Annotated in this window: 19 protein-coding genes; 14 read left to right on the forward strand and 5 right to left on the reverse strand. The window is 37.9% G+C overall.

Annotated features, from left to right (window positions below):
- Positions 1–10: 10 nt before the first annotated feature.
- Positions 11–1,048, reverse strand: coding sequence for a radical SAM family heme chaperone HemW (hemW, locus tag DYI00_RS07235; RefSeq protein WP_167514848.1), 1,038 nt, complete (start codon positions 1,046–1,048; stop codon positions 11–13).
- A 93-nt stretch (positions 1,049–1,141) separates the two neighbouring features.
- On the opposite strand from hemW, the gene DYI00_RS07240 reads away from it, so the two are divergent.
- From DYI00_RS07240 to folP, 6 genes are all read left to right on the forward strand, one after another.
- Complete coding sequence (locus DYI00_RS07240; protein ID WP_011578438.1) at positions 1,142–1,432, forward strand: c-type cytochrome; 291 nt, start codon at positions 1,142–1,144, stop codon at positions 1,430–1,432.
- A 157-nt stretch (positions 1,433–1,589) separates the two neighbouring features.
- Positions 1,590–2,063 (forward strand): RNA pyrophosphohydrolase, encoded by a 474-nt coding sequence (locus DYI00_RS07245; RefSeq protein WP_011578437.1) that lies wholly within the window; start codon positions 1,590–1,592, stop codon positions 2,061–2,063.
- Complete coding sequence (locus DYI00_RS07250; protein WP_011578436.1) at positions 2,057–3,274, forward strand: aspartate kinase; 1,218 nt, start codon at positions 2,057–2,059, stop codon at positions 3,272–3,274. The genes DYI00_RS07245 and DYI00_RS07250 overlap by 7 nt, the downstream gene beginning before the upstream one ends.
- Complete coding sequence (hobA, locus tag DYI00_RS07255) at positions 3,271–3,813, forward strand: DNA replication regulator HobA (RefSeq protein ID WP_011578435.1); 543 nt, start codon at positions 3,271–3,273, stop codon at positions 3,811–3,813. Before DYI00_RS07250 ends, hobA begins: the two co-directional genes overlap by 4 nt.
- Positions 3,810–4,463: a DNA polymerase III subunit delta' gene (locus DYI00_RS07260; protein ID WP_011578434.1), complete on the forward strand. Its 654-nt coding sequence runs from the start codon at positions 3,810–3,812 to the stop codon at positions 4,461–4,463. Before hobA ends, DYI00_RS07260 begins: the two co-directional genes overlap by 4 nt.
- Positions 4,463–5,605 carry a dihydropteroate synthase gene (gene folP, locus DYI00_RS07265; protein WP_011578433.1) on the forward strand — a complete coding sequence of 381 codons (1,143 nt, stop codon included), beginning with the start codon at positions 4,463–4,465 and terminating at the stop codon, positions 5,603–5,605. Before DYI00_RS07260 ends, folP begins: the two co-directional genes overlap by 1 nt.
- 97 nt (positions 5,606–5,702) lie before the next feature.
- Here folP and DYI00_RS07270 read toward each other — a convergent pair whose 3' ends face one another.
- Positions 5,703–6,164: an HP1233 family protein gene (locus DYI00_RS07270; RefSeq protein WP_011578432.1), complete on the reverse strand. Its 462-nt coding sequence runs from the start codon at positions 6,162–6,164 to the stop codon at positions 5,703–5,705.
- A 195-nt stretch (positions 6,165–6,359) separates the two neighbouring features.
- On the opposite strand from DYI00_RS07270, the gene DYI00_RS07275 reads away from it, so the two are divergent.
- The 4 genes from DYI00_RS07275 to carA all read left to right on the forward strand — a co-directional run bounded on the left by DYI00_RS07275 (position 6,360) and on the right by carA (position 10,290).
- On the forward strand, positions 6,360–7,268 hold the full coding sequence (locus DYI00_RS07275) for a DMT family transporter (RefSeq protein ID WP_011578431.1): 909 nt from the start codon (positions 6,360–6,362) through the stop codon (positions 7,266–7,268).
- Positions 7,259–8,503, forward strand: a complete 1,245-nt coding sequence (locus DYI00_RS07280) for a glycosyltransferase family protein (RefSeq protein WP_011578430.1) — start codon at positions 7,259–7,261, stop codon at positions 8,501–8,503. The genes DYI00_RS07275 and DYI00_RS07280 overlap by 10 nt, the downstream gene beginning before the upstream one ends.
- A gap of 96 nt (positions 8,504–8,599) precedes the next feature.
- Positions 8,600–9,151: a DUF507 family protein gene (locus DYI00_RS07285; RefSeq protein ID WP_011578429.1), complete on the forward strand. Its 552-nt coding sequence runs from the start codon at positions 8,600–8,602 to the stop codon at positions 9,149–9,151.
- Positions 9,151–10,290 carry a glutamine-hydrolyzing carbamoyl-phosphate synthase small subunit gene (carA, locus tag DYI00_RS07290; protein WP_011578428.1) on the forward strand — a complete coding sequence of 380 codons (1,140 nt, stop codon included), beginning with the start codon at positions 9,151–9,153 and terminating at the stop codon, positions 10,288–10,290. Before DYI00_RS07285 ends, carA begins: the two co-directional genes overlap by 1 nt.
- A 96-nt stretch (positions 10,291–10,386) precedes the next feature.
- Here carA and crcB read toward each other — a convergent pair whose 3' ends face one another.
- Genes crcB through DYI00_RS07305 form a run of 3 tightly spaced genes read right to left on the reverse strand, consistent with a single transcriptional unit; the run spans position 10,387 to position 11,832 of the window.
- Entirely contained in the window at positions 10,387–10,770 is a 384-nt protein-coding gene (crcB, locus tag DYI00_RS07295) for a fluoride efflux transporter CrcB (RefSeq protein WP_011578395.1), read from the reverse strand.
- 46 nt (positions 10,771–10,816) lie between these two features.
- Entirely contained in the window at positions 10,817–11,491 is a 675-nt protein-coding gene (locus tag DYI00_RS07300; RefSeq protein ID WP_041600236.1) for a uroporphyrinogen-III synthase, read from the reverse strand.
- Positions 11,492–11,493: 2 nt separating this feature from the next.
- Positions 11,494–11,832: a rhodanese-like domain-containing protein gene (locus DYI00_RS07305; protein ID WP_011578393.1), complete on the reverse strand. Its 339-nt coding sequence runs from the start codon at positions 11,830–11,832 to the stop codon at positions 11,494–11,496.
- Between the two features lie 71 nt (positions 11,833–11,903).
- On the opposite strand from DYI00_RS07305, the gene DYI00_RS07310 reads away from it, so the two are divergent.
- The 4 genes from DYI00_RS07310 to purD all read left to right on the forward strand — a co-directional run bounded on the left by DYI00_RS07310 (position 11,904) and on the right by purD (position 17,721).
- Positions 11,904–14,744 (forward strand): FAD-binding and (Fe-S)-binding domain-containing protein, encoded by a 2,841-nt coding sequence (locus tag DYI00_RS07310; RefSeq protein ID WP_104687708.1) that lies wholly within the window; start codon positions 11,904–11,906, stop codon positions 14,742–14,744.
- Positions 14,745–14,786: 42 nt separating this feature from the next.
- Entirely contained in the window at positions 14,787–15,491 is a 705-nt protein-coding gene (locus DYI00_RS07315) for a di-trans,poly-cis-decaprenylcistransferase (protein WP_081430813.1), read from the forward strand.
- A complete protein-coding gene (locus tag DYI00_RS07320; RefSeq protein ID WP_011578390.1) occupies positions 15,485–16,171 on the forward strand; it encodes an ABC transporter ATP-binding protein in 687 nt (228 codons plus the stop codon). Before DYI00_RS07315 ends, DYI00_RS07320 begins: the two co-directional genes overlap by 7 nt.
- 275 nt (positions 16,172–16,446) lie before the next feature.
- Positions 16,447–17,721 carry a phosphoribosylamine--glycine ligase gene (purD, locus tag DYI00_RS07325; RefSeq protein ID WP_011578389.1) on the forward strand — a complete coding sequence of 425 codons (1,275 nt, stop codon included), beginning with the start codon at positions 16,447–16,449 and terminating at the stop codon, positions 17,719–17,721.
- Positions 17,722–17,752: the final 31 nt, after the last annotated feature.

Here is a 17,752-nt window from a genome sequence, read left to right on the forward strand (position 1 = left end):
AAATCTGCAACTACAATAACCACAAAGCCATTTCATCAGCCATGAAAAAATCGCTCGCTACCAAGCGGTTATTTTTAATAAAAGCCTTATTTCCTTTAATCAAAAGCTCCACTTTATGGGCATCTAACAAGCTAATCTCAACCCCTAAAATGCACCTTAAGCCCAAAAACAGCTTTTCTAATCGCTTGTCTTTTCCACTAAGTGGCTCAACTTGGCGTTGTAGGGGGTCTTTAATATAATTTTCTATGAGTTTTTTTGCATAAAAGCGCTCATTCGCCACGCAACCCACAGCTCCAGCCCCACACCCTAAATAATCTTTAGCCTCCCAATAAGCTAAATTGTGTTTGACTTGGTAATTTCTAGCGTAATTGGACACTTCGTATTGCTTGAAAGAAAAGCCCTCTAAAGTTTCTTTCACCACATTGTCAAAATCCACGCATGAGGGTTTTTTGGCGTTTTTTTCTAAATTCGTGTTCTTTTCAACGCTTAAAGCATAAGCGCTCAAATGGTTGATGGGGAGTTCTTTGGCGAGTTTCAATTCTTCTTTTAAAGATTTTTCATTATCTAATGGGGTGTTATAAATCAAATCAATGCTGATATTTTCAATCCCGCTTTTAAAAATAACCTCTATCACAGGGGCGATACTTTTGGAATGTTGGCGCTCTAAAAACAATAATTTATCTTCCCTAAAACTTTGCACCCCTAAACTCAAGCGGTTGATCCCTAAATCTTTTAAGCCTTGACACCACGCTTTAGAAATCAATTCAGGATTAGCTTCAGTGGTGATTTCACAATCTGCGCTCAAGCTCGCATTTTGATGGATGCTTTCAAAAATTCTTTCAAAAGACTTTACGCTTAAGGTGTTAGGCGTGCCGCCACCAATAAAGACGCTCTCAATTTTTTCATGGGTTTGTTTTAGGGCATGCTTTAAATCCAGGCACAACGCTTGAATGTATTCTTCTTTCAATTCGTGTTTGTTTTCATAGGAATTGAAAGCACAATAACCGCATTTGTTGTTGCAAAAAGGAATATGAATGTATAAAATCATATTTATTTCTCTCATTTTTACTTTATTTTAAGCAAAGCTTAAACTTGGAATTGTATCATTTTAGGATTATTTTGATAAATAAGGAGATGAACTATGAAAAAGTTTATTTTGGCTTTGGGCGTTTTGGCATCCGCAAACACTTTAATGGCAACCGATGTTGAAGCTCTTGCAAAAGGTTGTGCCGCTTGTCATGGGGTTAAATTTGAAAAGAAGGCTTTAGGTAAGAGTTTAGTTGTTAACACTTTGAGCGAAAAAGAAATTATAGAATGGCTTATGGACTTTAAAACCGGTAAGAAAAAAAGCCCTATCATGAACGCGCAAGCTAAGAAATTGAGCGATGAAGACATCAAGGCTTTAGCTAAATACATCCCCACTCTCAAATAAACTCTCTTGATTTCAATAGTGCTTTTGGCACTATTTTGATTGGTTTCAAACTATTTTTTCTTATTCTTGTTTTTCATTGCATTCTTAACCCTACTTAAAGCTAGCATACACTATAATACGATCTTAATCAAACAAGAAAGAGCTGAAACCAAGACCTATGTTGCATAAGAAATATCGTCCTAATGTTGCGGCTATTATTATGTCGCCAAACTACCCTAATACATGCGAAGTTTTTATCGCTGAGCGTGTGGATATTGAAGGGGCTTGGCAATTCCCCCAAGGGGGCATTGACGAGGGCGAGACCCCTTTAGAAGCGCTTTATAGGGAATTGTTAGAAGAAATTGGCACCAATGAAATAGAGGTTTTAGCGCAATACCCTAGATGGATCGCCTATGATTTCCCAAGCAACATGGAACATAACTTCTATTCCTTTGATGGGCAAAAACAACGCTATTTTTTAGTGCGCCTAAAGCATGCGAATAGCATTGATTTAAACAAACACACGCCAGAATTTAGGACTTATCAGTTCATTCATTTAAAGGATTTGCTTAAAAAAATTGTTCCCTTTAAGCGTCAAGTGTATCGCCAAGTCATCGCTTATTTTAGAAGAGAGGGGTATTTGGGGTGTTAATCGTTCAAAAATATGGCGGCACGAGCATGGGCAGTGTGGAAAGGATCCACAATGTCGCCCAAAGGGTTTTAGAAAGCGTTAAGTTAGGGCATCAGGTGGTGGTAATCGTTTCTGCGATGAGCGGCGAAACGGACCGGCTTTTAGAATTTGGCAAGAATTTTAGCCATAACCCTAGCAAGCGAGAAATGGATAGGATCGTAAGCGTGGGGGAATTGATTTCAAGTGCGGCTTTGAGCATGGCGTTAGAGAGATATGGGTATAAAGCCATTTCATTGAGCGGGAAAGAAGCGGGCATTCTAACCAACTCGCATTTTCAAAGCGCTGTGATCCAATCCATTGATAACAAACGCATTAGAGAACTTTTGGAAAAAAACTACATTGTGGTGATCGCTGGGTTTCAAGGTGCTGATACTCATGGCGAAACGACGACTTTAGGGCGTGGGGGGAGCGATTTGAGTGCGGTCGCTTTAGCTGGGGCTTTAAAAGCGGATTTGTGTGAAATTTATACCGATGTGGATGGCGTTTATACCACCGATCCGCGCATTGAAGAAAAGGCTCAAAAAATCGCGCAAATCAGCTATGATGAAATGCTTGAATTGGCTTCTATGGGGGCTAAAGTTTTGTTAAACCGATCAGTGGAATTAGCTAAAAAACTCAGCGTGAAATTAGTGACTCGCAACTCGTTTAATCATAGCGAAGGCACGCTCATTGTGGCTGAAAAAGACTTTAAAGGAGAACGCATGGAAACCCCTATTGTGAGTGGGATCGCACTGGATAAAAATCAAGCTCGTGTGAGCATGGAGGGCGTGGAAGACAGGCCTGGCATTGCCGCAGAAATCTTTGGTGCTTTAGCGGAGTATCGCATCAATGTGGATATGATAGTCCAAACGATCGGCAGAGACGGCAAAACGGATTTGGATTTCACTATCGTTAAAACCCAAATAGAAGAGACCAAATACGCCCTAAAGCCTTTTTTATCGCAGATTGACTCCATTGATTATGATGAAAATATCGCTAAAGTTTCCATAGTGGGCGTGGGCATGAAATCGCATTCTGGGGTGGCGAGCACCGCTTTTAAAGCCCTAGCAAAAGACAATATCAATATCATGATGATTTCTACAAGCGAAATTAAAATTTCTGTTTTAATTGATATTAAATACGCGGAATTAGCCGTTAGAACTTTGCATGCGGTGTATGAATTAGACAAATGAAAGATTTCTATGATTGGATCAGGGAATTTGTGCGCGATCAGGGTGAGTTTATTGCCCAACAAAGTGGGTGGTTAGAATTAGAGCGTTCAAGCTATGCAAAACTCATGGCGCAAGCCATTTCGCATGTGCTTAATGGCGGTTCGCTGTTAGTGAGCGTGGATTCTTCTAGGCACTGGTTTTTAAACTACATTCTTTCTAACTTAAACCCTAAAGATTTAAAAGAGCGTCCTTTATTGTCTGTCATTGATTTTAACGCTTCTTCTTTCTACCCCAAAAATGACGCAAACCTCTCTCTAGCCACCATAGAGCTCACTTATCAAAACCCCATGTTTTGGCATATTGGCAAAATTGAAAATGAAGGCTTAAAAACGATACTACTAAGTAAAATCCCTAGTTTTTTATGGCTTTTTGAAGAGCTTAAAGAAGACTGCTTGCTTTTAAAAGAGCATGATAGTTTGTTAGATTATAAATTATTGCAACTCTTCAAACTCTTTGAAAACGCGCTTTTTAGCGTGCTATACAATAAGGTTACTTTATGAAAAATTTCAACCGCCTTATTTATACGGACAATCTTGAAGAAAGCTTAGAAGAAGTTGCAAGCCTTTTTGAACGCCACACTAAATTCTACACAGAAATCCTTGAAAAAGACAAAAAGGTGATCAAAACTTTTAACAAGGACTTTAAAATAGAGCATGCCAAAGAAGTGATTTCAAAAGCCAATCTCAAACACAGCACATTGAACGCCTTTTTAATCGCTGCCCCTAGTTATGGTATAGAAGCCCAAAACGCGCTCTTAAAAATATTAGAAGAACCCCCAAATAATGTTTGTTTTATCATGTTTGCTAAAAGCCCAAACCATGTCTTAGCTACCATTAAATCCCGCTTAATCAAAGAAGATAGGCGCCAAAAAATCCCTCTAAAACCTTTAAATTTTGATTTATCCAAGTTGGATTTAAAAGATATTTATGCGTTTTTAAGGGAATTAGACAAAGAAAATTTTGATTCTAGAGAAAATCAAAGGGAAAAAATTGAAAGCCTGCTAGAGAGCATCAACAGACACCAGATCTATTTAAACGAGCAAGAATTGCAAGCTTTTGATTTAGCGATCAAGGCCAATAGCTCTTATTATAAGCTTAGCTATAATCTTTTGCCCTTACTTTTAAGCCTTTTGTCTAAAAAGAGGGTGTGATGACTTTAAAACGCCTTAATTCTGATGCGTTAAAAAACGCCCTTCAAAAAATAGGTCCAGAAAAGATCGTGCAAAACCGCATGCACCAAAAAGGCGTTAGCTTTGTCTTTGAAATCAAACATTTGCCCTTGAGTGCTGCGTTGATTTTAAAGCAAGAAGCCATAAGTGTTGGAGGCGATTTTGCCACGCCAAAAGATTGTATTTTGGCTAAAGAGCCTTTTTATGATGGGGTGTTGATCGTGAGCGCTAATCAATTAGAGCGTTTGATTATAAAGTGCTATTCCCAACCCTTTGGGCTTAAACATTTAGCGCAAGAATTGAAAAGCCATCTCAAAGCCCCTAAACCTAACGCCCCACAGATCATGGCGGTTTTAAACCTTACGCCGGATAGCTTCTATGAAAAGAGCCGTTTTAGTAGCAAAAAAGCGCTTGAAGAAATCTATCAATTACTAGAAAAGGGCATCACACTCATTGATATAGGTGCAGCCAGTTCAAGACCACAGAGTGAAATCATTGATCCAAAAATAGAGCAAGAGCGCTTAAAAGAAGTTTTATTGGAAATCAAATCCCAAAAACTCTACCAACTTGCACAATTTAGCATAGACACCTACCATGCCAAAACCGCCCAAATGGCTTTGGAGCATCATTTTTCTATCCTTAATGATGTGAGCGGTTTTAGTAGCGCTGAAATGCTAGAAGTCGCAAGAGACTACAAACCTACTTGCATTTTAATGCACTCTCAAAAAACCCCCAAAGACATGCAAGAAAATGTGTTTTACCATAATCTATTTGACGAAATGGATCGTTTCTTTAAAGACAAGCTAGAGGTTTTAGAAAAATATGCACTTCAAGATATTGTTTTAGATATTGGGTTTGGATTCGCTAAATTAAAAGAGCATAATTTAGCCTTAATCAAGCATTTAAGCCACTTCCTCAAATTCAAAAAACCCTTATTGGTGGGAGCGAGCCGTAAAAACACGATCGGGCTTATCACCGGGCGTGAAGTTCAAAACCGACTCGCTGGCACTTTAAGCTTGCATTTAATGGCGTTACAAAATGGAGCGAGCATTTTAAGAGTGCATGATATTGATGAGCATATTGATCTCATTAAAGTGTTTGAGAGCCTAGAAGAGACAGATTAGATAAAATTTTTGGCTCTGATCTTAATGAATATTAGCTATTACAAAAAACACTTTTGAGTATTTTTTAATAACCAATACTCTATTTTAACCCTAACGCTTAAAGAACCACATCCATCGTTGAAGCGTTGTTGTAAGCGTTTTGATAGCGTTGCAAAAAATCGCTATGGTTGGTGGCGTTAAAAGTTTGTAGGGCTTTCTTGTGCAAGCCATTCACCGGTTGTTTAGGAGTGCTTTCCACTTCTTTAGAGAATTTCCCATTATAAAAATCCGTCAAGCTATAAAGCGATTGAGCCGCAAGGCGTTTTTGACTCTCATTCATTCCCGCCGTCGCCCTTAAAAAAGCGTCATACTCTCTATCGCTCATCAATTCTAAAACCAAAAAGCCATAAGTCTCTCGCTTGTTAGGGTTAAAGGGGAGGTTTTCTATGAGAGCGTCCTTTTTTTCTCGTTCTACTTTTTCTACGCCTTCAATAGGGGCTAAATCTTCTTTAGGAGTGCTTTTTGAATTTAAAAGCCCATAGAGATTAGAATCAAATTGGTTGATAGAAGAAACGGCCATGCAGATTTCCTAGAATTGAATTTTACGATAATATTAAGCAAAATCCATTCCATAATGAGGTGAGATCATGGCATGGGTTTTAGGGTAAGATAAAATATTTTGGATCCATTCAAGCGATATTGGAGCTTCAAAACTTAAGTCCTAATTATAAATCTTAGGTTAAACTACCTTAAAAATTTTGTTGGTGGAGAAGGCATGCGTAATACCATTTTATTTGGCGTTTCAATGATACTCTTGGCGAATTTATGCTTTGGGATCATGAGCGCGTTTGTTAAAGTCACAGCTGACTACTTTTCCCCCATGGAAAATGTGTTTTACCGCTCCATTACCATGACGCTTTTACTCTTACTCGTTTATCCTTTTAAGCCCTACCGCTTAAAGAGTTACAAACAAGGCGGTTTTAAAAAACTCGCTTTTAGGGTTGTTATAGGGGGTTTAGCGATGTTAGCGTTTTTTTATAATATTGAAAAAATTTCGCTCGCTACCGCAACGGCTTTCTCGCAATGCGCGCCTATTTACACGGTGCTTCTTTCTCCTTTCCTTTTGAAAGAAAAGCTCAAAAGAAGCGCGTTAATTTCAGCATGCATTGGGCTAGTGGGCGTGGTTCTCATTTCAAATCCTAGTGTGGAAAATGTAGGACCGGTTGAAATTATTATGGGTATATTGAGCGGAATCTTTGTGTCTTTGGCGTATATCACTTTAAGGGATTTGAGAGAGTATTACGACAAGCAAGCCGTGATTTTAGCGTTCGCCTTTGGCATGAGCGTGCTTGGGCTAGTGGGCATGTTTATTGACATTCCTTTTTTATCCACAGGCATTCACATGCCCAGAAAAGAGGATATTTTGTGGATTTCTTTAATAGGGATTAGCGGAACTTTAGGGCAGTATTTCCTAACCTATGCTTACATGAACGCTCCTGCTGGGATCATTGCTCCTATTGAATATACCCGCATTGTTTGGGGACTCTTGTTTGGGCTGTATTTAGGCGATAAATTTTTGGATCTTAAAAGTTCTTTAGGGGTGGCTTTGATTTTATTTTCAGGCTTACTCATCGCCTTGCCCGCCCTTTTAAAAGAATTAAAAAATTTTAAATCATGCAACTAAGCCCCCTACAAAGTGCACTGTTATACTTTCGCTATTTTATTTATCCGGAGAAAAAAACAAGGAGTTTTGATTTAAGCGATTTGATTTTTATTATCATGGTTTTTTTAGTCCTGGCTTTAGGGCTATGGATGATTGGGGAAATTTCTATCAGTTACAAGGAGGCGAGAGACTTTTTTTATAGCAACGCTTGGTTTGTTAAAATCGCTCAAAAAAGCACGGAAATCTTGGGTCAAAACGATTTGGCGTTAAGATTGCCTTTTTTACTCTCTCACATTATCAACATGTTTTTATTCTATCTCATAGGGCGAAAGACTTTAAAAAAGCCTAAAGACGCCCTTTATGTGGTTTTGACTTACGCTTTATTGCCTGGAGTGAATCTCTTTGCGATCTTATTGGCTAAAAGCGTGTTGGTGTTAAACCTTGGGCTTTTGATTGGCTATTTGTATGTCAAAACCCAAAAAATCCCCTATTTGACCATTAGCGCTTGTGCGTTTTTAGACGGCGCGTTCGTTGCACTTTTGCTAGGGGTTTTTATTTATACTTTAAAAAGGCGTTATTTTAAAAGCGTGATCTTTGCTTTGGTTTGTTTGGGTGTGAATATCGCTCTTTTTAATGGTAATTTTAAGGGCTTGCCTAGGGGGTATTTTATAGACACTTGCTTAGAGCTCATGCTTTTGTATTCACCCTTATTGTTCCTCTACTACCCTTATACGCTCTATAAAGCCCTTTTTGATAAAAAGCCATCGTTATTGGCCTTTATGAGCGCGAGCGGTTGGCTTTTCCCTTTGCTTTTGAGCATGCGTCAAGAGATAGATTTGAAAACTTTCGCCCCTCTAGCCTTAATCGGTTTGCCCTTATTCATTAAAAGCGTTTTAAATAGCCTTAGGGTGCGTTTAAAGGAATTTAGGGGGCAGTATTATTTGCGTGTTTTTAGTCTGTATCTTTTAATGCTCACTGAAACGCTCTTTTTGTGGGGGAGTAAAATTTCTGGTGCCAATGAAAAGTTATTAAACCGGCATTTTTTAGCTAAAGAAGTCGCTACGGCTTTGCAATTAAGGGGTATCCGTCAAATCCGCACTAATGACAAACAACTCGCTTTAAGGCTTCAGTTTTATGGCATTAAAAAGGGGGGGAGATTGAGGCTTATTAACACTAAAATTTCTAAAAAACGCCCAGATATTGAAATCATCTACGCTGATAAAATTCTACAATCCTATAGTTTGGTGCGCCATTAAACCCATGCTTTAAAAAGCATTTTATCTTTAAAAAGCATTTTATCTAAAGAGTGATAAAATACACTCTAAAAATAAATAAAATACGCGAGAAAAATCATGAGACTCAAACTAACCCATATAACGCATGTAAGCCATAAGATTGCCAACGACTTTACCCATTCAGAATTACTAGAATTAAAAGCTCCTAGGGAATCATTGTGTACCTTGATAGAAGAAATTTTGGAAAAAAGCGTTAAAAAAGAAAACGCCATAGATGAGCAAGCCAGGGAGCTTTTAGAAGAAAACACGGACGAAATAGAATTCATGCGAATGGATGAAAGGCAGCTTTTTTGGATGATTAAAAGGCAAATCGCTCAAAAAGAAGGCTTTCATTTGTTTTGGGAAGAAAGGTGCAACGATTTATCGCACCAAATTTTGAATAAAATCTTAGATGAAGATTTGATCATGTTTAGCGTGTCTGAAAATTTGATAAGAAACTTGATTTACAAATCCATTGACACCTATTCTAAGGCGTATGAAAGCATTGAAAATGAAGTGCATGAAAAAATCAAGCATTACAAACGCAAATTACCCGTAGGGAGCGATGAATACGAACTCGTGTTTGAAAGGCTTTATGAAGAAGAATTAAGACGCAAAGGCTTTTTGTAATGGTCTCTCTCTATTTAGAAAATGGGCTTTTTTTACAAGTGCAAAGTTTTGGGGCTAGCGGTACGCAAGTGGGGGAGCTTGTTTTTAACACTTCCATGAGTGGCTATCAAGAAGTCATTAGCGATCCTAGCTATAAAGGGCAATTTGTGATTTTTAGCATGCCAGAAATTGGGGTCGTGGGTGCTAATTCTAAAGATGATGAATCCTTTTTTTCAAGTGCAGGGATTTTAGTGCGCCATTACAACGAATTTTTTTCTAACTCAAGGGCGGATTTTAGCTTGAGCGCTTATTTGAAAGAGCGTGGCGTTTTAGGGATTTGTGGGGTTGATACTAGGAGTTTGATTAAAACTTTACGCCATCATGGGTGCTTGATGATGGTCGCTTCCACGATAGAGCATGATAAAAACAAGCTTGAAGAGATTCTAAAAAACGCCCCTAGAATTTCTCACACCCCTTTAGTGGCTAGCGTTTCTACACCAAAAATAATAACCCATCAGCGCGCTACTTTTGATTTCAAAACCTTAGATTACAAGCCTTTTGATGAAAAAAACTCTCATAAAACTATCGCTGTGCTAGACTTTGGGGCTAAGGGCAATATTTTAAATGAGCTTCAAAATGTGGGGTTAAAAGCCCTTATTTATCCGCACCACACCAAAGCTAACGAGCTTATCAAAGCTTATGAAAAAAAAGAAATCCATGGGATTTTCCTCTCTAATGGGCCAGGCGATCCTTTGAGTTTGCAACAAGAAATTGGAGAAATCAAACAACTCATTGGCGCTAAAATCCCTATGTTTGGCATTTGTTTAGGGCATCAACTGCTCTCTATCGCGCAAGGCTACCCTACCTACAAGCTCAAATTTGGCCACCATGGGAGCAACCACCCTGTCAAAAACCTAGAAACAAACGCCGTTGAAATCACTGCACAAAACCACAACTATTGTGTCCCTGAAGCAATTGAAAAAATCGCTACTATCACACACCGCAACCTTTTTGACAACACCATTGAAGGCGTGCACTATAAAAACGCCCCCATCATCTCTGTCCAGCACCACCCAGAAAGTAGCCCCGGTCCTAAAGAGAGCCATTATATTTTTAAAGAATTTGTGAAATTGTTAGAGAATTTCCCCACTAGAGAATAAGAGATAATCTTAATTCTTTAGCCTTTTAGCCTAAAAGAATTTTTACGGAGATTTTTGCTAAAAACTAACGCTTGATTTTTAAGAAATTAAAGAGCACTAAACAAAATTTTTAGCCAAAAACCAGCCGATAGCTACCCCAATAAGCCCTAAAATATTAGTGCCTAAAACATAAGAAATAGCTTCAATGTATTGGGATTTTTGCAAGAGTTTTAAAGTGTCTAGCCCATAAGAAGAAAAAGTCGTAAATCCCCCTAAAACCCCAGTGACAAAAAAGATCCCAAAATCATCACCAAAAACTTTTTTAGCAGCCAAATGCCCCATAAGGCCGATGACAAAACACCCTATTAGATTCACGCTAAAAGTCCCTAAAGGAAAACTTTCAAACATTAAAAATTTGCTAGGCATCATCTTGCCCACAAAATACCTTAACGAGCTCCCTAAAGCCCCCCCTAAAGCGGCCCATAAAAAGACAAGATTCATGCATCATCCTTTAAAAAATAATTGAGAGCATTATAATAAGATGTTTTTAATCAACTTTCAAACTTAAAGCTAAATCCAAACACGCTTCTAGAGAAGGTTTTTTAGCAATATAGCTTTGAATACCTCGCTCTTGCAAGTATTGAGCAGTCGTGTTGCCGATACTGATAGCGGTGTGAGTTTTTAAAAATCCAAAATAGTGCAAAAAGGCTTTTGCATGGCTTATGGCTGTAAAAATAAGAATGCTATTTTCTTTGGGTTTTAGGGCATTTTGTTCGCTTAAAGTCAAATGTTTGAGTTTGTTTTCATAAACAACGGCTTGTTTAAGATTAATCCCATGCTCTAAAAGGATAGTGTCTAAAGAAGAAGCAATGTCTTTCGCCCTTAAATACAAAACGCTTTTTCCTTTCAATAAAGGAATGATTTCTTTAGCAAACTCTTTTCCATGAGCTTTTTTCCCTATAAAGGCGATTTTAAAATGGTGATCTTGTAAAGTTTTGGCAGTGGGTTCACTCAAAGCGTAAGCAGGGATATTTTGTAAAATTTTGAGTTTAGGGCTATGTTTTAAAGTTTCTAGCAAGGAAAACACCGCATTTTTAGAGGTAAAAATAAGGGCGTTAAAAGGGTTCACATTTAATTCTAAAGGATAGTAGTGCAATCCATTTAAAATGAGAGTTTTATAAGGGGCAATCCTTTGAGAATGCACCCACACAATCTCCCTCACGCCTAGTTTTTTTTATCGCTCAAAGAAGTGTCGTCATAGATCATTCTAAAGCCGTATTTTTCAAAGTCATAGACATTGCCCTCTAAATAATAGGGCGTATAGCCTAAGGCATGCATGCTTTTAGCCGCATTTAAAGCCCTAACCCCAGCTCTGCAATGGAGCAATACTTTTTTATCTTTGTGTTGGGATAAAAAATCAGCGAGCTTTTCTTCGTCATTGACGCTAATGAGCGTAACATTAGGCAAATGCAATTCTTCATATTCGTCTAACTCGCGCACATCCACCACGATAAAATCATTAAAATTGACTTCTTCTAAACTGATTGCATAATCTTCAAGCATGTTTATCCTTAATTTTTAAAGTAAGGTTATGTTACAATGATTTGATAAATAGGAATGTTTAGGGAGCGGTTGTGGAAGAAAATTACCATGCTTTTTTTATTGAAGCGAGCAAATTTTTAAGCGAACGGATTTTTAAGGACTACTTACGCCGTTTGGCTTATGGCATTGATGCGTCATGCTATCGTTATATCCCTAAAATAGTCGTTTGGGTGAAAAATGAAGAAGAAGTTCAAAAACTTTGCATTTTAGCTCAAAAACACAGCGTTACTTTGACTTTTAGAGCGGCTGGGAGCTCCTTATCAGGGCAGGCGAGTTGCGATGGGGTGCTAGTGGTGGCTACGCATTTTTTTAAAGACGCTCACATTTTAGATAACGCTAAAAGCATTAAGCTAGCATGCGGGGTGATAGGGAGCAATGCGAACGCTTTATTAAAACCTTATCGTAAAAAAATAGGCCCCGATCCTGCTACGATAAACACCGCTATGATAGGGGGGATTGTCGCTAATAACGCTAGTGGGATGTGTTGTGGGGTGGAGCAAAATAGCTATAAAACCCTAAAATCCTTAAGAGTCATTTTAATGGATGGCACGCTTTTAGACACGGCCAATCAAGAGAGCGTTGAGAGTTTCAAAAACACGCACAAAAATTTGATTGAAGGGGTTTTAAACTTAAGAAAAGAAATTTTAAAAGACCGAGTATTGCACGCTCTCATTAAGAAAAAATACGAGATCAAAAACACCACCGGTTATAGTTTAAACGCTTTGATTGATTTTGAAGATCCTATTGAAATCGTTAGCCATTTATTCATAGGCTCTGAGGGGACTTTAGGCTTTATTTCAAGCGTGGAATTAGAATGCGTGAAAGACTACGCTTATAAAACTTGCGCGTTATTGTTTTATGAAAATTTAGAGCAATGCACCAAAGCCGCGCAAATTTTAGCCGCCTTAAAAACCAAACAACCTGAAATGATTTCTTCAGCAGAGCTTATGGATTATGCATCCTTAAAGAGCGTGAAAAACTTGGAGGGCATGCCTAGCGTGATTTTAGAAATCAAAGAGCCTAACGCATGCTTACTCATTCAAAGCGAGAGCGATGAAATAGCCATTTTAGAAAACAACATGCAAACGATTTTAGACGCCTTGAATACCATCCCTGTCGTTTTAGACACTCAGATTAGTAATGATCCTAGCATTTATCAATCGTGGTGGAAGATCAGAAAAGGCATTTTCCCCATCGCAGCATCTCAAAGAAAAAGCCAAAGTTCTGTAATCATTGAAGATGTGTGCTTTAGTCAAGAGGATTTTGTAGAAGGGACAAAAGCGATTGAAGGGCTTTTAAAAAAACATGGCTTTAAGGATAATAGCATTATTTTTGGGCATGCGTTAAGTGGGAATTTGCATTTTGTCGTTACGCCGATTTTAGAAAATGAAACCGAAAGGAAAGCGTTTGAAAAACTGGCTTATGACATGTTTTTAATGGTGAGCAAAAGTTCTGGCTCTATTAAAGCCGAACATGGCACAGGCAGGATGGTAGCCCCTTTTGTAGAAATGGAATGGGGAGAAAAAGCTTATAAAATCCATAAGCAAATCAAAGCGTTGTTTGATCCTAAGGGTATTTTGAACCCTGATGTGATCATTACTGATGATAAAGAAATCCACACTAAAAATTTAAAAAGCATTTACCCTATTGAAGAGCATTTGGACATGTGTATGGAATGCGGGTTTTGTGAAAGGATTTGCCCTAGTAAAGACTTGTCTTTAACGCCACGACAACGCATCGTCATTCACAGAGAGATAGAGCGTTTAAAAGAAAGAGCAAATCAAGGCTATAATGAAGAGCAAGCTTTATTAGATGAGCTTTTAAAAGAGTCTGAATATTTAGCACACACAACTTGTGCGGTGTGTCATATGTGCTCTACTTTATGCCCTTTAGGAATTGATACTGGAAGCATCGCCTTAAATCATTATCAAACAAACCCTAAAGGTGAAAAGATTGCTTCAAAGATTCTTAATCACATGCAAACAACCACAAGCACGGCTCGTTTTTCTTTAAAAAGCGCTGTCGTGGTTCAAAACCTCATAGGCTCTAATAATTTAGTAAGCCTGACTAAAAAGATTAAAAAATTCATCAAGCCTTTTCCTAAAGCCTTTCATTACATGCCTAAAAACAACGCCTATGCATTAGAAAATAAAACGCTTAAGAGCGGAGAAAAAGTCATTTATTTCAGCACCTGTATCAACCGCTCGTTCGCTCCATCAACAAGAATGGCGGATAAACGAAGCGTTCAAGAAGTGTTTGAATCCTTATGCCAAAAAGCCAAAGTTTCTGTAATGTATCCTAATGAATTGAATGCACTTTGTTGCGGGAAAGCTTTTATCAATTACACCCAATTGACTGAGCAAAACAATGAAAAAAACCATGCGATTTTTTTAAAATTAAGCGATAATGGCAAAATACCGATCGTTTTGGACCATAGTGCATGTTCGACGCATTTTTTCAAACAAATGAAAGCTTATAAGAATTTAAAAGTCTATGATTTGAGCGTTTATATTGAAGAAGTTTTAAGCCCAAAATTAAAATTTAACCCCATTAATGAAGACATAGGCTTATACACGATGTGTGCTTTAAAGCTAGAAAATAAAGAAGAGTTGTTATTGAATTTGGCTAAAAAATGCACTTTGGGTGAGATTGTTATCCATAAAGAGACGGGTTGTTGCGCTTTTGCGGGGAATAAGGGCTTTTTTACCCCTGAACTAAACGAGAGTGCTTTGAATGGCTTTAAAACATTTTATCAATCTTATAATCTTAAAAGGGGTTTTTCAACTTCTAGCACTTGCGAGATTGGCTTGAGTGAAAAAACCCAATTTTCTTGGCAACATATCGCTTATTTAGTGGATGCTTGCACGCTTTAAATGGTGTATAATTTTAAAGATTTTCTTTAAAAGGTAAAGGCATTGGATAACACTCTCAAACATCTTGCCATTATTATGGATGGTAATGGCAGGTGGGCTAGATTAAAGAATAAAGCTAGGGCTTATGGGCATAAAAAGGGCGTAAAAACCCTTAAAGACATTACGATATGGTGTGCTAACTATAAATTAGAATGCTTGACGCTATACGCTTTTTCTACGGAAAATTGGAAACGCCCCAAAAGTGAAGTGGATTTTTTAATGAAAATGCTTAAAAAATACCTTAAAGATGAGCGATCCACTTACTTGAATAATAATATACGCTTCAGAGCGATAGGGGATTTAGAGGGCTTTTCTAAAGAATTGAGAGACACGATCTTACAACTTGAAAGCGATACTAGGTATTTTAAGGATTTTACGCAAGTTTTAGCCCTTAATTATGGCTCTAAAAACGAGCTTTCAAGGGCTTTTAAAAGCTTACTAGAGAATCCACCTGATAATATAGAGTCTTTAGAAAGCTTGGAAAATGAAATCTCCAATCGTTTAGACACGCATGATTTACCGGAAGTGGATTTATTGTTAAGAACAGGGGGGGAAATGCGCTTGTCTAATTTTTTATTGTGGCAGTCTAGCTATGCGGAATTGTTTTTCACACCGATTTTATGGCCTGATTTCACCCCTAAAGATTTAGAAAACATCATTAGCGATTTTTATAAAAGAGTGCGCAAATTCGGGGAATTAAAATGCTAGTAGAAATAGAAAATTTGACTAAAACCTATGGGAGTTTAAAAGCGTTAGACAATATCCATTTGAAACTACCCAAACAGCAATTTATAGGGCTTTTAGGCCCTAATGGGGCAGGCAAAACCACTTTATTAAAAATTTTAGCCGGATTGAATTTAAACTATCAGGGAAAAGTGAAAATTTTAGGAAAAAATATTGGCATAGAGACGAAAAAAAGCGTGGCGTTTTTAAGCGATGGCGATTTTTTAGACCCTAAAATAACGCCCTTAAAAGCGATCGCTTTTTATAAGGATTTTTTTAGCGATTTTGATGAATTAAAAGCTTTAGATTTATTAAAACGCTTCAGCGTGCCTTTAAAAAGAGAGTTCAAAGCCCTTTCAAAAGGCATGAGAGAAAAGTTACAGCTGATTTTAACCTTATCACGAAATGCTTCTTTGTATCTTTTTGATGAGCCGGTGGCTGGGATTGACCCTATTGCAAGAGAAGAGATTTTTGAGTTAATCGCTAATGAATTGAGCCAGAATGCGAGCTTATTAGTCTCTACGCATTTGGTGGTGGATGTGGAAAAGTATTTAGACTGCGCAATTTTTTTAAAAGAAGCCAAAGTGGTGGCTTTTGGGAATGTGGGAGAATTAAAAAAAGGGTATAGCAGTTTGGAAGTGGCGTATAAAGAAAAATTGAAATAAATAAGTTAGCGCTAAATCGCTTGAATAGTTTTGCATGGAATTTCTTTAAAATTTAAGTATAATTGTTAGCGTCGCCTGGATGATTTGCGTTTCTTATTGATGGCAAGTTCGTTGAAAAAATAAGTTAGGCTAAGGTAGTGGTTTTTGTGTGATGGCATTTTTTAAATCTGCCCCTAATAAGATTCTCCTAGCCTTATTGGTGTAGGTTATTGAACTTATGCACATGTAAAAGTAGCGGTCATCTGGGTTTAAAACAACCACATTTTAGGGAAGACATGAAAGACAACAACAGCTATAATGTTTTAATTGTGGGGAATAAGGGGCGAGAGTATGCTTTAGCGCAAAGGCTTCAGCAAGACGAACGAGTGAATGCTTTGTATTTTTGTTTGGGTAATGGTGGCACTCAAGATTTAGGTGAAAATTTGGAATGCGAACATTACGAGCATGTCGTGGAATTAGCCCTTAAAAAACAAATCCATTTAGCCATCATTTCAGAAGAAGAGCCTTTAATTTTAGGGCTTACAGAAATGCTAGAAAAAGCGAGTATTTTAGTGTTTGGGGCTTCTAAAGAGGTCGCTAAGCTAGAAACTTCTAAAGGCTATATGAAAGCTTTCGCTAAAGAGTGCGGTATTAAAAGTGCATCTTATTTTGAAACAAGCGATCTCAAAGAAGCGTTAAATTATCTCCAAAATGCCTCTTTCCCCTTAGTGGTTAAAGCGTCAAGCCAGCATGCAAGCGTTATCAACCATCAAGAAGAAGCGCTAAAAGTCCTTGAAAGCGCTTTCAAACACAGCAATGAACCTGTGATCATAGAGCGTTTTTTAGAGGGCTTTGAGCTTTCTGTCAGTGCACTAGTGGCCAATGACGATTTTATTTTGTTGCCCTTTTGTCAAAACTACAAACGCTTATTAGAGGGGGATAATGGTGTCAATACTAGTGGCATGGGGGCGTTCGCTCCTGCAAACTTTTTCTTTGATCATTTAGAAGAAAAGATTAAAGATCAGATTTTTAAACCCACTTTAAAAAAACTTCAAGCCAATCGTACGCCTTTTAAAGGGGTTTTACTCGCTGAAATCATGGTTGTAGAAGAAGAGGGCGTTTTAGAGCCGTATTTATTGGATTTTAGCACGCGTTTTGAAGACATGGAATGCCAGACGATTTTACCCCTTGTAGAAAATCCGCTTTTAGATTTGTTTTTAGCTACGACCAAAGGGGAATTAAACTCTCTTGAATTGGTGTTTTCTAAAGAATTTGTGATGAGTGTGGCGCTTGTTTCTAGGAATTACCCCACTAGCTCTTCGCCCAAACAAACCCTTTATATTGATCCGGTTGATGAAAAAAAGGGTCATTTGATTTTAGGGGAAGTCAATCAGGATAATGGCGTGTTTGAAAGCAGTGGAGGGAGGGTGGCGTTTGCCATTGGTAAAGGGAAATCCTTATTAGAAGCTAGAAACCATGCGTATGAGATCGCTCAAAAGGTGCATTTTGAAGGCATGTTTTATCGCAAGGATATTGGCTTTAAGGCGTTGGATTTGAAAGAATATTCTTAAAAGTTTGAGACAAATGGAAATTTGTCTTGTT

Source organism: Helicobacter acinonychis (assembly GCF_900461455.1).
GTDB classification, from domain to species: domain Bacteria; phylum Campylobacterota; class Campylobacteria; order Campylobacterales; family Helicobacteraceae; genus Helicobacter; species Helicobacter acinonychis.

Coding starts and splice junctions, on each gene's coding strand:
- hemW (WP_167514848.1), bottom strand. CDS start 1,048: ATGATTTTATACATTCATATTCCTTTTTGCAACAACAAATGCGGTTAT.
- DYI00_RS07240 (WP_011578438.1), top strand. CDS start 1,142: ATGAAAAAGTTTATTTTGGCTTTGGGCGTTTTGGCATCCGCAAACACT.
- DYI00_RS07245 (WP_011578437.1), top strand. CDS start 1,590: ATGTTGCATAAGAAATATCGTCCTAATGTTGCGGCTATTATTATGTCG.
- hobA (WP_011578435.1), top strand. CDS start 3,271: ATGAAAGATTTCTATGATTGGATCAGGGAATTTGTGCGCGATCAGGGT.
- DYI00_RS07260 (WP_011578434.1), top strand. CDS start 3,810: ATGAAAAATTTCAACCGCCTTATTTATACGGACAATCTTGAAGAAAGC.
- folP (WP_011578433.1), top strand. CDS start 4,463: ATGACTTTAAAACGCCTTAATTCTGATGCGTTAAAAAACGCCCTTCAA.
- DYI00_RS07270 (WP_011578432.1), bottom strand. CDS start 6,164: ATGGCCGTTTCTTCTATCAACCAATTTGATTCTAATCTCTATGGGCTT.
- DYI00_RS07275 (WP_011578431.1), top strand. CDS start 6,360: ATGCGTAATACCATTTTATTTGGCGTTTCAATGATACTCTTGGCGAAT.
- DYI00_RS07280 (WP_011578430.1), top strand. CDS start 7,259: ATGCAACTAAGCCCCCTACAAAGTGCACTGTTATACTTTCGCTATTTT.
- DYI00_RS07285 (WP_011578429.1), top strand. CDS start 8,600: ATGAGACTCAAACTAACCCATATAACGCATGTAAGCCATAAGATTGCC.
- carA (WP_011578428.1), top strand. CDS start 9,151: ATGGTCTCTCTCTATTTAGAAAATGGGCTTTTTTTACAAGTGCAAAGT.
- crcB (WP_011578395.1), bottom strand. CDS start 10,770: ATGAATCTTGTCTTTTTATGGGCCGCTTTAGGGGGGGCTTTAGGGAGC.
- DYI00_RS07305 (WP_011578393.1), bottom strand. CDS start 11,832: ATGCTTGAAGATTATGCAATCAGTTTAGAAGAAGTCAATTTTAATGAT.
- DYI00_RS07320 (WP_011578390.1), top strand. CDS start 15,485: ATGCTAGTAGAAATAGAAAATTTGACTAAAACCTATGGGAGTTTAAAA.
- purD (WP_011578389.1), top strand. CDS start 16,447: ATGAAAGACAACAACAGCTATAATGTTTTAATTGTGGGGAATAAGGGG.